Source organism: Saccharothrix longispora, assembly GCF_030852425.1.
Classification (GTDB): domain Bacteria; phylum Actinomycetota; class Actinomycetes; order Mycobacteriales; family Pseudonocardiaceae; genus Actinosynnema; species Actinosynnema longispora.
The window spans coordinates 381,501-393,978 of the sequence record NZ_NSDM01000007.1; the positions used below are offsets into that span (position 1 = coordinate 381,501).

The window sequence follows — 12,478 nt, forward strand, 5'->3', positions numbered from 1 at the left end:
CTCAGGGCTTCACTCAGAGGTAGCGGTTTCCTCAGTGGACTCGGCCTTCTGCTCGCCGAACAGCTCGTCGAGGTCGAGGGCGTTGCCGGCGGAGTCCGTGACGGTGGCCTGGCGCACGACCGAGGCCAGCGCCTTGCCGCGGCGGACGTCGGCGAAGATCGCGCCGAGCTGGCCGGACTGCTGGGCCCGCTTGACGTACTCGTCGGGGCTGATGCCGAAGCGCTGGGCCTGGTAGATGATGCGCTCGGTCAGCTCGGCGTCGGTCACGCTCAGCTGCTCGGCGTCGGCGATGGCGTCGAGCACCAGCTGCGTCTTGACGGCCTGCTCGGACGCCTCCAGCACCTCGGCGTCGAACTGCTCCTTGGTCTGGCCCTGCTCGGCCAGCCACTGGGCGAAGCGGGTCTCGTCGTGGTCGAGGGCGTGCACGGCGTCGTGCTCGCGGGCCTCGACCTCGCTCTTGACGACGGCCTCGGGCAGCGGCACCTCGACGCTGGCCAGCAGCGCGTCCAGCACCTTGTCGCGGGCCTGGACGCCCTGCTGCATCTTCTTCACCCGGCCGAGGCGGGTGCGCAGGTCGGCCTTCAGCTCGTCGAGGGTGTCGAACTCGCTCGCGAGCTGGGCGAACTCGTCGTCCAGCTCGGGCAGCTGGCGCTCCTTGACGGAGTTCAGCACCACGGTGACCTCGGCGTCGCGGCCCGCGTGGTCGCCGGCGACCAGGGTGGTGGTGAAGGTCCGCGACTCGCCCTCGGACGCGCCGACCAGGGCGTCGTCGATGCCCTCGACGAGCTGGCCGGAGCCGATCTCGTAGGACAGGCCGGCGGTCTTGGCCTCCTCGACCTCCTCGCCGTCCACGGTCGCCGACAGGTCGACCACGACGAAGTCGCCGTTCTCGGCCGGGCGCTTGACGCCGGTCAGCGTGGCGAAGCGGGCGCGCAGCTCGTCGAGCTGGGTGTCCACGTCCTCGTCGGTGACCTCCTGGTCGTCGACGCTGACGGTCAGCTCGCCGAAGGCGGGAACGGCGATCTCGGGGCGGACGTCGACCTCGGCGGTGAACGCCAGGGTGTCGCCGTCGTCGATCTTGGTCACCTCGAAGTCGGGGCGGCCCAGGGTGCGCAGCTCACCGGAGTTCACGGCCTCCAGGTACTTGGCCGGGATGGCCTCCTGGACGACCTCGTCCAGGACGGGCGCGCGGCCGATGCGGCTCTCCAGCACGCGGGCCGGGGCCTTGCCGGGGCGGAAGCCTGGGATGCGGACCTGCTTGGCCAGCTTGCGGTAGGCGCGGTCGAAGTCCGACTTGAGCTCGTCGAACGGCACCTCGACGTTGATCCGGACCCGCGTCGGGCTCAGGTGCTCGACGGTGCTCTTCAACGTGGTCTCCTCGTTGGGGCAGGACGTGCGGAACATCCCGGTGACGCGGTGGTTCGCGCCGGGATTCCGCCTGAGTCTAGGCGGTCCGCCCGGGAGCGCGACGGCCGCACCCCGTCCACGGGGCGCAAAGGGACGCCCTCATGCCGCCCGGCGCGCCGCGCGCGCATTGCGACCGCATTCTCGCGGCCACCGGAAAGGCGCGTGGACACCCTGCCCGGAATTCGCGGACGCGGTTCGAATTCCACCCGACGCCGAGCGCGCCGAATGGCTTCGGGTGTTCTTCGGGACTTCTTCGGAGGACCTTCGGCCCCGTCTCAGCAGGCGGTGCCGGCGGACCCGTCCGGGGAGCGGCCGGGGTCGGGCCGCGACCTGCCGGTCCGGCGGGCCGCGCGCAGGGGTAGCGCACCGGCGCCCTCCCGTGTCGTGGCGCGCGGACGCCCCTTCGGCGGCCCACCACGGCGCGTTGTCGCCACCGCGTTCGGAGCACCGGCGCCTCCCCCTGGGCGCTTCGGACGCTCGCGTTGGGCCGTTCGGCGGGTCCCGGGGTCCTTCGACTAGGCCGTTCGAGCGACTGCGGGAGCCGGGAGCCCCGGCTCGCGCGTCATCACCGAACGCAGCCTTCCGCGGGTCGTGTAACACGGATGCCGCAGCACCGACCCACTGTCCGCAACCTCGACCGAAGGGACGTTCGTCACGAAGAGTGAATTGAGGCCGTTCGGAGCAACGCGCGACAGAAAACTTTCACTTGTCGAGATGACTCCACTCGCCGTAGTCCATTAGTGTGGGTTTCAGGTAGCGTGACGCCCGGACCCGCGCGCTGGACCAGGAATAATTCTCGTTGCCGGACGTTCTGGGGGGTCAGCAGCGGACGCAACCGGCGCCGAGAACCGACAGGAACGAGCGAGACAATGTCATCGAGCTCTTTAACCACCTACCAGACAAGGTGCCGATGACCCGATGAGATCCATTCCGCCGCTGCCGAACACCTCCCCGGTACCACTCGCGGGTGCACGCAGGTCCGGTGCCCGCGACGTGCCGGGAACACCACCCGCCCACCGGGCGACACCCCTCGCGGTCGAGCGGCGATGGTGATCGATCCCAGGCAGCGTCGGCACGTCGGCGCGGCCGGATCGACTGCCGCCACGCACAGGAGACCACGACGCCGTCCTACACCGGCCTCTCGTGGACCACATTAACGCACCGTTGGGGAGCTCCATGGAGACGCGTCAGCTTTTGGCGTTCACAACTGTGGTTCAAACGGGCAGTTTCACCAAGGCAGCCGCCACGCTGAATTGCTCGCAGCCCACCATCACCACCCGGATAAAGGCACTCGAAGAAACCCTTGGCGTGCCTTTGTTCCGTCGACTCCCGCGGGGCATCCAGATGACTTCCGCCGGAGTCGAGCTGTTGCCGTTCGCGCGCAACATCATCACGTTGACCGACAAAGCGCGGAAAGCGATCACGATGAACGGCGAGCCGCACGGCAAGCTGGTCATCGGTAGCGCACAGAGTCTGACCGACTACCGACTGCTACCACTGATCGAGTACATGTGCTGGCGCTACCCGAGCGTCCAGATCTCCCTGCACTCCCGCAACACCCAGGCGAACCTGTCCGCGGTACGGGAGGGGCGGCTGGACTGCACGTTCTTCATCGGCTCGGTGGAACCGCGCGAGGGCCTGGAGACGACCGTGCTGTGCCCGGAGCCGCTGGTCATGGTCGCCGGCCCCACGCACGCCCTCACCCGCCGTTCGGTGATCACGGAGGACGAACTGCGCGGCAGCACGCTCATCCGGGCCGAGAACGGCGCGAGCTACTACGAGCAGTTCGAGCAGGCCCTGGGCCTGCACGACGCCGAGTCGAGGTCGCCGGTGCTGGCCCTGGACTCGATCGACGCCGCCAAGCGCGCGGTGACGTCCGGCCTGGGGATCTCGCTGGTCCCCGAGGTGACGGTCGCCACCGAGCTGGACGACGGTCGGCTGTGCCGGCTGCCGTGGGTCCCGCCCTTCCGGGTCTACACCCAGTTCGCGTGGCGGCAGGACAACTCGACCAACCCGTCGGTGACGGCACTCGTGTCGGCCGCGGCCCAGGTGGTGAGCGAGCAGGTGGCTACTCCGGCGTAGCGACTGGGGAGCCGTTCTTGAGCACCCGATGGCGCGGGTGTGCTCAAGAACGGCCACGTTTCGCGACGCCGTGCGCGGGTAGCAGGGAGGGCATGACCGTCACCGCAGCCCACCTGCGCGAACTGCTGGCCTCACCGCTGCCGGACTCGGCCCTCGTCCTGCTGGAAGGACGGGTGGAGGTCGTGCAGCAGGACGACCTGGACACGGACGCCTACCGCGGCGCCCTCGTGCTCGTGACGAAGACCGAACTGCTGGACCGCGGTGTCGGCGACGAGTCGACCGAAGCGGAGCTGGAGCAGCAGGCGACGGCGATCCAGACGGCCGTCACCGAGCTGGGCGGCTGAGCCGGTTCTCCGGGGGGAGTGCCCCGACCGGAGGAGAAGTGCCCTGACCAACCCGAACCCGGGCCGGCCAGGGCGACCGTCGGGGCGACAGGATTTGAACCTGCGACCCCCCGCTCCCAAAGCGGGTGCGCTACCAAACTGCGCCACGCCCCGGTCACCGCAAGCGTATCGCGACCGGCTAAGCTATCTTCGCGCCCACCCCGGTAGGCGCAAGCGGGTGTAGCTCAATGGTAGAGCCCCAGCCTTCCAAGCTGGTCATGCGGGTTCGATTCCCGTCACCCGCTCTTCCTTAAAACGCCTGGTAGACCTCTTGCGGACCGTCCCACGCGGACGGTCCTTCTGCTTCTGTGGATCTTCCGTGCCCCTCGCGTGCCCCTTCTGCTCCGGCGTGCCCTTCTCGGCGCTGACCATCGCCTCGATTCCCGCCGCGATGCTCCGGCCCCGCTCCTCGCGGGCGTGGAGGTAGATGAGCGCCGCGCGGGTGGAGCTGTGGCCCATGCGGTCCATCAACTCCCGGAGCGTCACGCCGGTCTCGGCCGCCAGGGTGTTCCCGGTGTGCCGAAGGTCGTGGAGGTGGACGTCCGGCATCCCCGCCGCCCGCCGGGCCTTGTCCCAGACGTGCCAGAAGTTGTTCCGCTTCGGCCTGCCGCCCTTGGGGCCGACGAACACCCATGCTTCCGGCGCGTCGTCCACGAACCGGCCGAGGTGCTGCTCGATCTCCTCCCCGAGGAACGGCGGCAGCGTGACCGGCCGCTTGCTCTTGGCCTTCGGGTCGTCCTCGAACAGCGGCCCGGAGTCCGGCTGCACGGTCTGTCGCTCGACCTGGACGACGCAGAACATCCGCTCACCGTCGTGGACCACCGAGAAGTCGGCTCGCTTGAGCCCGACCATCTCGGCGAACCGCAGACTGCCGAACGTCGCGAGCAACACCATCAGGCGATACCGCTCCTCGATCGCGTCAGCGGCCTGGAAGACCTGCTTCAAGGTGGCGGTCGGCCGCTCCGGGCTCTTCTCCTGCCCGCCACCGCGGATCGTGCACGGGTTGTGCTTGAGCAGCCGCTCCTCCGGAGCCGACGCCGTGTTCAGGACCGCCCGCAGGAACCGGTACGCCTTGGCCACGGTCACGTCACCCACGCCGTCGTCCTGCATCTCCTTGCGCCACCGCCGCACCCGAGCCGGGGTGAGGTCGGCGAGCATCACGTCACCGATCCTCGGACCGACGTGGTTGCGCAGCAGGCCGTCATACAGCTCGACCGTCCGCACGGCCAGGTCCCGCTCCTTGATCCACGCTTCGGCGTAGTCGCGGAGCTTGATCTTGCCCGCGTCCGGGTTGGTCCAGTCGTTCCGCCGAATGTCCGTCTCGACCTCAGCGAGCCACTGATCAGCGTCTTTCTCCCGCTCGAACGTCACCGGCGCGGTGTGCTGCCTGTCATCCGGCCCCTGGTACCGCGCCTGCCACCGCCCCGAGGGCAGTTGGCGAACCCGCCCGAACCGACGTCGCTTGTCGCTCATGACGCCCTCCGCAGGTGTTGCCGAACGGCAGCCGGGTCGAACGCCTCCACCCGACCGGCCTCGATGAAGGCGTCGAGGTCAGCCCGCTTGAACTGGATCAACCGCCCAAGCCGGTGGAACGGGATGCGCCGCTCCGCGATCAACCGGCGGACGAACCGCTCGGTCGTGCTCATGTACTCGGCCGCTTCGGGCACGCTGAAGTGCTCTTTCTCGTGCATCGTGATCCCCCCAGATCAAGCCGCTTGGTCAGTTGCCGAACTCTCTTGCGCACCGGCTGACGCGAGCAGCGCCGCCGTGTACTCCGCTTTCCACCGCCGCCGCTCCGCGACCGCCCGCAGCAGCAGGTGAGGTCGTGGGGGCACGTTCGGGTCGCCGGGCTGGACGTTGTTCCACACGACCCGTGTGGGCCGCTCCTCCTGCTTGATCCCGACGTCGGCCAGGAGTTGCCGAACGAACTTCACCCGGTCGTGCTTGTGGTCGGCGAGCGACTTGCCCGACCACTTCCGCGACACCAGCACCCGCCGTCCGGCGACGCCGAGGGTTGAGCGCTTGTGGGCCTTGCCCTTGCACCGGCCAGGCTCCATCGACAGGCGAGCGCCTTTCGGCTGGACTCCGTAGAGCAGCCACACCGGGCACTGCGGCGAGCAGGGCGTGACGGCCAGCTCAGCGCACAGCCGTTCTGCGTGGTCCTCCTGGCGGCTGGTCCGGGCGTCGAAGCACTCCCCGATGCTCTTGGTCAGGTACTTCGTCAGGTAGCCGATGTGCCGCCCGGCCTCCTCCGTCCCGCCGAGGATGCCCTTCGAGTGCACCTGCACCCCGAACCGCGCCACATGCGCTGGACGCTCCACCTGATCGAGAGCTTCCTCCCACGTCGGCAGCGGTTTACGGGTGACCGGATCAACGAACCCCTTCGCCCGCGAATCCCAGACCGGCCGGTTGTCGCCGCTGTACTTGATCTCGTCGTGGCTGGGCCACCAGACCTGGTGGTAGGTAGCTTCGGCGACCGCCCGCAGCTCCGCACGCGAGATGGAACCCCGGACGGCCGCGTGCCAGTGCGGCGCCAGGCGTCGCTGAGGCTCAACGGTGGAGAAGTACTGCACATCCCAGCCGACACAGCGCCGCAGGTTCTGCACGAACCGGTCCAGCAGTGCCGCGAAGTGCACCGCGTCCCGAGCCGCACGCCGGTAGTCGTACCGGGTCGGGTCAACCGGGGTGCCGTCGCTGCGCACCTTGCCGTAGCTGTCGAGGGTCAGCGTGAGGAAGGTCGAGGGCTGGTACTTGCCTCCGAAGACCCGGCCGACCGTGCGCTTCTGGACCGGCCGCCGAGGCAGGTTCGGCGCATCCTGTCGCCGCCTGGTCGACCGCTTCCTCACCGCCCGAGACCGGATTTCCAGCGCCGGGAGTGAACCGCGGATTCCCAGTTGCCGAAGTTCGGTATCGACCCCGGCGACCTCCTCCCGCACCTCCTCCGCCCCGATCTCGTCGTCCTCTTCGACGGCCTGGCGGTACGCCTTGACCAGATCCGCCCGGTAGGCGGTCAGCGCTCGCTGGTCGTCGCTGGGAGCGTTCGGAGTGAAGTCGGGTTCCTCGGACAGGTGCCACCCTTCTCGGCACTGTGCCATCCGCAACCGCCGGTTCTTCTCCGCACAGGTCGGGCACACACTGGCCACGGTCGAGCCGCACGGCACGGGCACGATGTCGACGCGCCCGGTGTCCAGGTCGATCCGCTCCTTGGCCAGCGGCCGGACACAGACGCCGTGCTCTTCGGCCACGGCCCGAGTCACGTCGAGCGCCGCCGGCTGCTTCATCCGATCCGCACGAGTCAGGTACTCGCTCACGCCGCCACCTCCCCCGTGCCATCCGGTCGAGTCGGGAAGTCATGAACGGTGGCGTCCGCCAGGTAGACGCCCAACTCGACCAAGTCCGCGTCGGTGACGTGGAAGGCCCGAGCCCGCTCCGGCTCCCGCTGCCCGTCCTGCTTGACCCAAGCCACCCCAGGGGTGTTCTCGCTGATCTCGTGGGCAGCCGCGCCGCGTTGCCGGACACCATCGCCAAGGACCATGTCCACCTGCTGTGGCTCGTCCAGCTTCAACGCCACGCGGGTGCTGAACAGGTGCCGGAACCCGACGACTTCCTTACGCGGGTCCTGCACCAGACCGACCACCGCATAGCCGGGAGCACGGCCCTGGGAGGTGATGGTCTGGATAGCCCGCACCGCTCGTTCCCGGAGCTGCTTGTCCGGTTGGTAGGCGATCAGGTCAGCCAGCTCATCGACCACCAGGACCGTGAACGGCTCACCCGTCGACCGCGCCCACAGCCGCCGCACTCCCCGGTAGCGAGTCGCACGCTCCTTGACCTCCGATGCGATTTCCTCAAGCAGGGCAACGGCTTCCGGCCCGTTGTCGTAGACAACCCGGTCGAAGGCATCCGGGCACTGGCCCAGTTCCATCCCGCCCTTCGGGTCGATCCCCACGAGCCTCACCAGGCCCGCACGGACCGCCGGAGCGAGCTGCCACACCAGCGACCACAACACCGAGCCCTTACCCGCACCAGGCACACCGACCACCAGGACTTGCGCCCCCAGCAACCGCAGTCGCCACGGCTTACCGGTCTCCGTCCGCCCGACGACCACGCGCTTCAGATCGACCTCGACGTCAGCCAGCGCAGGCACCGGCAGCGGACCTACCAGCGGGTCACGGTGGACGAAGTCCAGTTCGATCACCCGAGGGCGCAGCACCCGCACCCGGCACGAGCGAGCGCCGAACGAGTGCGCCAGCCCATCCCGCCGCAGCTCCCACGCCTCCGGGGACTGCGCAGGCACCATCCGCACCCGAACCCGGTCCCGCCACCCCTCCGACCGCACCCGACGCAGCTTCGGCCGGTACTCACGGCCCCGATTCCGCTTGGCCAGGTCCGCCAGGCGCACCACCGCTCGCCACCTCGGCACGTACACCGTCGCCCGCCGCCACTCGGTCACCAGCCGGTACCAGCAGTGCCGCAGGAACGACGCCCGGTCGTACCCAGCCCAGACCGTCAGAGCCGCCACGAGCGACAACAACGCCAACACCAACGGCGACAACCCGAACCGCCACCAGCACCAGGCCGCCGACACCGGCACCACCGTGACCACCGGATAGCGCACCACGACGAGCACCAGGCGCACGACGCCGACCAGCGCCAGCCACACCAGCGCCACAAGGAACGCGATCCACCTCAACCTGCCCGGCAGCAGGACCCACCACGGCACCCGAGGCCGAGCGCCCTCGAACGGAGCCGGATCAACCCACCTGCCGCTCATTGGGCACCCCCGAAGTCGAGGTCCAGCGCCCCGAGACAGCGGTTGCATTCGGTCTGCCCGACCAGCAGCCGTGCGAACCTGTGACAGGTCGTGCAGCGCGTCCGGGTGACCCTCTCTGGCGCGTGCTTGCGCCCATGCCTTACCGTCATCGTTGTTCACTCCCACGCGGTGTGGACAACGCAGGAGCGGCGAGGTTGGTAGCCCGGTACCGCTCCTGCGTCTTACGGAAAGCGTTGCGTCGCAACAGGACGCGCGGCATCGCCACATGACCCACAACGGATCAGGCGGTCTGTCCAAACAGGACCAAGGTCAGCTATCACCCCCTTCCGCAGTCCCCCTGCGCGTGTAGGCGTCGGCCGCGCCGAAGATCACGCCCGAGGTATCGGTGAGCCGCAACGGCAGCGACCGGGGCATGTGCCGCGCCGGGATGCCCGCGTACAGCGCCAGGCCGTCCAACGCCCGCACGTGCTCCGGCAGTTCCACCCGCAACAACAGGTCGAAGGGGTCCAGCCGCTCCCGATGCCGAGTCGCCGCGCCAGCCAACAGCTCCAGCAGCGGCACACCCGTGACCTCGGCGTACATCTCCAACGCCGCCGGACTCGGCCCACGCGTCCCTTGCTCGATCTTGGAGAACATCGCCACCGACACCCCGAACCGCTCGGCCATGTCCACCGTCGAGACGTCCCGCCGACGACGCAACTGCCGCAGATGCGCGCCCAACACCTGGTAGTACACCGAGCGCCGAGCCGGTTGGCGTGCGGCTTTACCCTCCTCGGTCATCGCTGCCCTCCAGGCGTCCACAACCGCGGAGCAACGCCACGCACCAACCGCGGAGCAGTCCTCTCGCCCGGTGCCGGAAGCCCAATCAACGCGTCGACCACCTCGGCCAGATCCCCGGTCCGTTCCCATGTCATCGCGGGCGGATCACCACCAGCCGAACGCAGCGCCATCACATCGGTAGCCGAGCGGACCCGCAGGCAGTCCATCCACCCTTCAGGCCACTCCCGGAACGCGTCGACCTGATCCACGCCGTCCCCGTCGAGGCGGTGGATGAACGACCACCCCGCCGCCTCCAGTTCGACCAGGCGGCCAAGCTCCGGGTAGCGCGCCACGATCAGGGCGACGTTGCCGCCCACCTGCGGCAGGGCCATCGGCTCAACCCTCCCCGGTGGCGTCATCACTGACCTCCTCGACCAGCACATGCCGCCCTGCCGCCGGAGAGTCCGCCTGCTCCAAAGCCGCCTGGCCCTCGGTAAGGCCACGCATTAGACGCGGAAGCGCCGCGTGGTCCACCAACAGCACGGCCGGGAAGGCATTGCCGAACCGGACCTCGACCCGCCCCGCGAACACCAGCGGTTCGACCCGCATCGGCAGGTCAGCGGTTACGTGGAGACGCACCATGTCCGCCACCGGGGTCACGCGGCCTTGGAGGCAGGCTTGGCGACGACCGGCTTCATCCCGGACGCGCGCAGGCTGTACCCGAGCTTTGCCCGGCACCGGTGCCGCTCACCCCCGTGACTCCCCCGGCACGCCTTGTCGTCAATCCACGGCGTCACCGTCAGCCCTTCGAACACCACCGGCCGCACATCCGTCCCCGGAATCGCCTCCGGAGGAACCGGCTGATGAGGAGCAGCGATCTTGACCGTCACCGCAGCATCGGTCTTCCGCTCGGCCGCCTGGTCGATCACCAGGACCGACCACACCAACAGCCCGGTCTCCTTGTCCGTCTCCTGCTGAACCGGCAGGCCCTTCGCCCGCTCCTCGGCGGACTGGAACTTGAGCACCGGCTCAACACCCATCACCAACGCACCACGCGGGAACACGAAGTCATGCGACGTGGGGAGCCTGCTCCCACCCGTGATCGCCACAGCCGATCTCCTGTCGTCAGCGTCGGCCGGACCACATGTCCGGCACCTCGACACCAACCACTTTCGGCAAAAATCGGGGACGGCAGCACCGCATAGCGGGACAACTAAAGACGTCCTTGCTACCTTGAAGACGTCCCAACTCGTTCTACAGGGGGAGCCATGCCGAACCAACGCCTACGAGACTCGTTGCTACGCAACGGTTTCGACCTCATCCAGGTAGCCAAAGCCACCGGTGTGGACCCCAAGACGGTCGAACGCTGGATCAACCTCGACCGCACCCCGTACCCCCGGCACCGGCGCACCATCGCCGCCATGGTCCGAGAGGCCGAGACCTACCTCTGGCCCAACGCCCTCGCCCCGGAGGCCAAGAAGGAGATCACTCAATCGGAGGTCGTGCAGGTCTACCCGCACCGCCACTCCGTCCCCCAGGAGCAGTGGACCCACCTGGTCGACCAGGCCCGCCTGAACATCTCAATCCTGATCTACTCGGGCATGTTCCTCACCGACAACCCGAACCTGATCAGGACCTTCCGCCAGAAGGCCGAGGCAGGCGTCAAGATCCGCCTACTCCTCGGCGACCCCGCCAGCCGCGAAGTAGCCCGCCGGAGCGAGGAGGAGGGCATCGGCAAGGGCACCCTCGCCGCCAAGGTCCGCAACGCCCTCGCGTTCTTCAAGCCCCTGGCCGACACCGGCCACGCCGAGGTGAGGTGCCACCGCACCACGCTCTACAACTCGATCTACCGCTTCGATGACGAGATGCTGGTCAACACCCACGTACACGGCTTCATGGCAGCTCACGCCCCGGTCCTGCACCTGCGCCGCCTCTCCGGAGGCGACCTCTTCGAGACCTACGCGGAGAGCTTCCAGGGCGTCTGGGACGACGCCAAGCCACCCAAGTGGTAGGCAGGACGACATGGCGCGCACCGACCACTACAACGACCCCAACGCCCCCAAGGCGACCAACATCGTCGTAGCCGTGACCGCGTTCGTCCAAGACGACCAAGGCCGCCTACTCATGATCCGCCGCACCGACAACGACCTCTACTCCATCCCCGGCGGAGCCCAAGACGTAGGCGAGACGATCGGCCACACCGTCATCCGCGAGGTCAAGGAAGAGACCGGCATCGACGTAGACCCCATCGACATCATCGGTGTCTACTCCGACCCAGCTCACGTCATCTCCTACACGGATGGCGAAGTCCGCCAGGAGTTCTCCATCTGCTTCCGCGCTCAACCCATCGGAGGCGAGCTGCACACAAGCAACGAGTCCAGCGAAGTCCACTGGGTGGCCCGCGAAGACCTGAAAGCCCTCAACATCCACCCCTCAATCCGCCTCCGCATAGAACACGGTTTCACCAACCTGAATACGCCCTACTTCGCCAAGTGACTCAGACCCGCCATTCTTAGGCGCTCCTCAGTTCTCTCAACGGCAGCCACCAACTCCCGCCTCGCTCGCCGGATGAAAACTGTCACAACGTCTTCATCCCCATAACGCTCTTCGATCTCGTGAATCCGAGCGTGGACGTCCGTGACCTTACCGTCAGGTGTCGTCGTCATGTCCGCCCACCACAGTGCATCTCGGACTGGAGTTCTCTCGTCCTGCCAGCAACTCAGATCTTCAGCGAGTCCTCGCAGTTCAGCCTCGAACTGAGCGCAAGAGTGATGAGCCACTAGTGCGCATAGCCTTTGAGGAAAACCGATATCGCGAAGATAAATCGCCCCGTCTAGTGCATGCAATTCCGTCGATGCAATCATAGGCGAGTAGCCAATGTCATGAAGTACTGCCGAGGATTTAAGAAGCCATCGCTCATGCGGGTCATCGAACAATAGAGCAATCGACGCAGCTCGCCGTCCAACACCTTGAACATGAAGCCAGCGTCGAGGCAACTCCATAGCCAATAATTTTTCAGCAACATCTTTTGGGGCCGGAGTCATAGGTTACCTCGACTTCCCGCGATGATCACCTT

General features: G+C 67.8%; 14 protein-coding genes and 2 tRNA genes. 5 read left to right on the forward strand and 11 right to left on the reverse strand.

Features of this window, described 5'->3' with window-relative positions; genetic code table 11:
• Positions 1-9: 9 nt before the first annotated feature.
• Positions 10-1,368: a trigger factor gene (tig, locus tag CKY47_RS19030; RefSeq protein ID WP_306747203.1), complete on the reverse strand. Its 1,359-nt coding sequence runs from the start codon at positions 1,366-1,368 to the stop codon at positions 10-12.
• A gap of 1,215 nt (positions 1,369-2,583) precedes the next feature.
• Between tig and CKY47_RS19035 the strand changes: the two genes are divergently transcribed.
• Both CKY47_RS19035 and CKY47_RS19040 read left to right on the forward strand, forming a co-directional pair.
• On the forward strand, positions 2,584-3,489 hold the full coding sequence (locus tag CKY47_RS19035; RefSeq protein WP_306747204.1) for a LysR family transcriptional regulator: 906 nt from the start codon (positions 2,584-2,586) through the stop codon (positions 3,487-3,489).
• Between the two features lie 92 nt (positions 3,490-3,581).
• Positions 3,582-3,833 (forward strand): hypothetical protein, encoded by a 252-nt coding sequence (locus CKY47_RS19040; protein ID WP_306747206.1) that lies wholly within the window; start codon positions 3,582-3,584, stop codon positions 3,831-3,833.
• A gap of 79 nt (positions 3,834-3,912) precedes the next feature.
• On the opposite strand, the gene CKY47_RS19045 is transcribed toward CKY47_RS19040, so the two are convergent.
• Positions 3,913-3,986, reverse strand: a tRNA-Pro gene (locus tag CKY47_RS19045).
• A 60-nt stretch (positions 3,987-4,046) separates the two neighbouring features.
• Between CKY47_RS19045 and CKY47_RS19050 the strand changes: the two genes are divergently transcribed.
• Positions 4,047-4,117 (forward strand) — tRNA-Gly (locus CKY47_RS19050).
• Here CKY47_RS19050 and CKY47_RS19055 read toward each other — a convergent pair.
• The 8 genes from CKY47_RS19055 to CKY47_RS19090 all read right to left on the reverse strand — a co-directional run bounded on the left by CKY47_RS19055 (position 4,089) and on the right by CKY47_RS19090 (position 10,511).
• The gene (locus tag CKY47_RS19055; RefSeq protein WP_306747207.1) at positions 4,089-5,345 is read right to left on the reverse strand and encodes a tyrosine-type recombinase/integrase; all 1,257 of its coding nucleotides are present in this window, start codon (positions 5,343-5,345) and stop codon (positions 4,089-4,091) included. The two genes, CKY47_RS19050 and CKY47_RS19055, sit on opposite strands and share 29 nt — an antisense overlap.
• The gene (locus tag CKY47_RS19060) at positions 5,342-5,563 is read right to left on the reverse strand and encodes an excisionase family DNA-binding protein (protein ID WP_306747208.1); all 222 of its coding nucleotides are present in this window, start codon (positions 5,561-5,563) and stop codon (positions 5,342-5,344) included. Before CKY47_RS19060 ends, CKY47_RS19055 begins: the two co-directional genes overlap by 4 nt.
• A gap of 15 nt (positions 5,564-5,578) precedes the next feature.
• The gene (locus CKY47_RS19065; RefSeq protein ID WP_306747235.1) at positions 5,579-7,153 is read right to left on the reverse strand and encodes a replication initiator; all 1,575 of its coding nucleotides are present in this window, start codon (positions 7,151-7,153) and stop codon (positions 5,579-5,581) included.
• A gap of 26 nt (positions 7,154-7,179) precedes the next feature.
• Positions 7,180-8,643, reverse strand: a complete 1,464-nt coding sequence (locus CKY47_RS19070; RefSeq protein ID WP_371320695.1) for an FtsK/SpoIIIE domain-containing protein — start codon at positions 8,641-8,643, stop codon at positions 7,180-7,182.
• 309 nt (positions 8,644-8,952) lie between these two features.
• Positions 8,953-9,423: a helix-turn-helix domain-containing protein gene (locus tag CKY47_RS19075; RefSeq protein WP_306747210.1), complete on the reverse strand. Its 471-nt coding sequence runs from the start codon at positions 9,421-9,423 to the stop codon at positions 8,953-8,955.
• Positions 9,420-9,794 carry a hypothetical protein gene (locus CKY47_RS19080; protein WP_306747211.1) on the reverse strand — a complete coding sequence of 125 codons (375 nt, stop codon included), beginning with the start codon at positions 9,792-9,794 and terminating at the stop codon, positions 9,420-9,422. The genes CKY47_RS19075 and CKY47_RS19080 overlap by 4 nt, the downstream gene beginning before the upstream one ends.
• A 4-nt stretch (positions 9,795-9,798) precedes the next feature.
• Positions 9,799-10,062: a hypothetical protein gene (locus tag CKY47_RS19085; protein WP_306747212.1), complete on the reverse strand. Its 264-nt coding sequence runs from the start codon at positions 10,060-10,062 to the stop codon at positions 9,799-9,801.
• Entirely contained in the window at positions 10,059-10,511 is a 453-nt protein-coding gene (locus CKY47_RS19090; RefSeq protein ID WP_033441159.1) for a hypothetical protein, read from the reverse strand. Before CKY47_RS19090 ends, CKY47_RS19085 begins: the two co-directional genes overlap by 4 nt.
• A gap of 159 nt (positions 10,512-10,670) precedes the next feature.
• Between CKY47_RS19090 and CKY47_RS19095 the strand changes: the two genes are divergently transcribed.
• Both CKY47_RS19095 and CKY47_RS19100 read left to right on the forward strand, forming a co-directional pair.
• The gene (locus CKY47_RS19095) at positions 10,671-11,414 is read left to right on the forward strand and encodes a DUF5919 domain-containing protein (RefSeq protein WP_306747213.1); all 744 of its coding nucleotides are present in this window, start codon (positions 10,671-10,673) and stop codon (positions 11,412-11,414) included.
• A gap of 10 nt (positions 11,415-11,424) precedes the next feature.
• On the forward strand, positions 11,425-11,898 hold the full coding sequence (locus CKY47_RS19100; protein WP_306747214.1) for an NUDIX hydrolase: 474 nt from the start codon (positions 11,425-11,427) through the stop codon (positions 11,896-11,898).
• Here the strand turns inward: CKY47_RS19100 and CKY47_RS19105 are convergent.
• Entirely contained in the window at positions 11,883-12,446 is a 564-nt protein-coding gene (locus tag CKY47_RS19105; RefSeq protein WP_306747215.1) for an HD domain-containing protein, read from the reverse strand. The two genes, CKY47_RS19100 and CKY47_RS19105, sit on opposite strands and share 16 nt — an antisense overlap.
• Positions 12,447-12,478 lie beyond the last annotated feature (32 nt).

Coding starts and splice junctions, on each gene's coding strand:
- CKY47_RS19105 (WP_306747215.1), bottom strand. CDS start 12,446: ATGACTCCGGCCCCAAAAGATGTTGCTGAAAAATTATTGGCTATGGAG.
- CKY47_RS19065 (WP_306747235.1), bottom strand. CDS start 7,153: ATGAAGCAGCCGGCGGCGCTCGACGTGACTCGGGCCGTGGCCGAAGAG.
- CKY47_RS19080 (WP_306747211.1), bottom strand. CDS start 9,794: ATGGCCCTGCCGCAGGTGGGCGGCAACGTCGCCCTGATCGTGGCGCGC.
- CKY47_RS19070 (WP_371320695.1), bottom strand. CDS start 8,643: ATGAGCGGCAGGTGGGTTGATCCGGCTCCGTTCGAGGGCGCTCGGCCT.
- CKY47_RS19035 (WP_306747204.1), top strand. CDS start 2,584: ATGGAGACGCGTCAGCTTTTGGCGTTCACAACTGTGGTTCAAACGGGC.
- CKY47_RS19100 (WP_306747214.1), top strand. CDS start 11,425: ATGGCGCGCACCGACCACTACAACGACCCCAACGCCCCCAAGGCGACC.
- CKY47_RS19095 (WP_306747213.1), top strand. CDS start 10,671: ATGCCGAACCAACGCCTACGAGACTCGTTGCTACGCAACGGTTTCGAC.
- CKY47_RS19055 (WP_306747207.1), bottom strand. CDS start 5,345: ATGAGCGACAAGCGACGTCGGTTCGGGCGGGTTCGCCAACTGCCCTCG.
- CKY47_RS19060 (WP_306747208.1), bottom strand. CDS start 5,563: ATGCACGAGAAAGAGCACTTCAGCGTGCCCGAAGCGGCCGAGTACATG.
- CKY47_RS19040 (WP_306747206.1), top strand. CDS start 3,582: ATGACCGTCACCGCAGCCCACCTGCGCGAACTGCTGGCCTCACCGCTG.
- CKY47_RS19075 (WP_306747210.1), bottom strand. CDS start 9,423: ATGACCGAGGAGGGTAAAGCCGCACGCCAACCGGCTCGGCGCTCGGTG.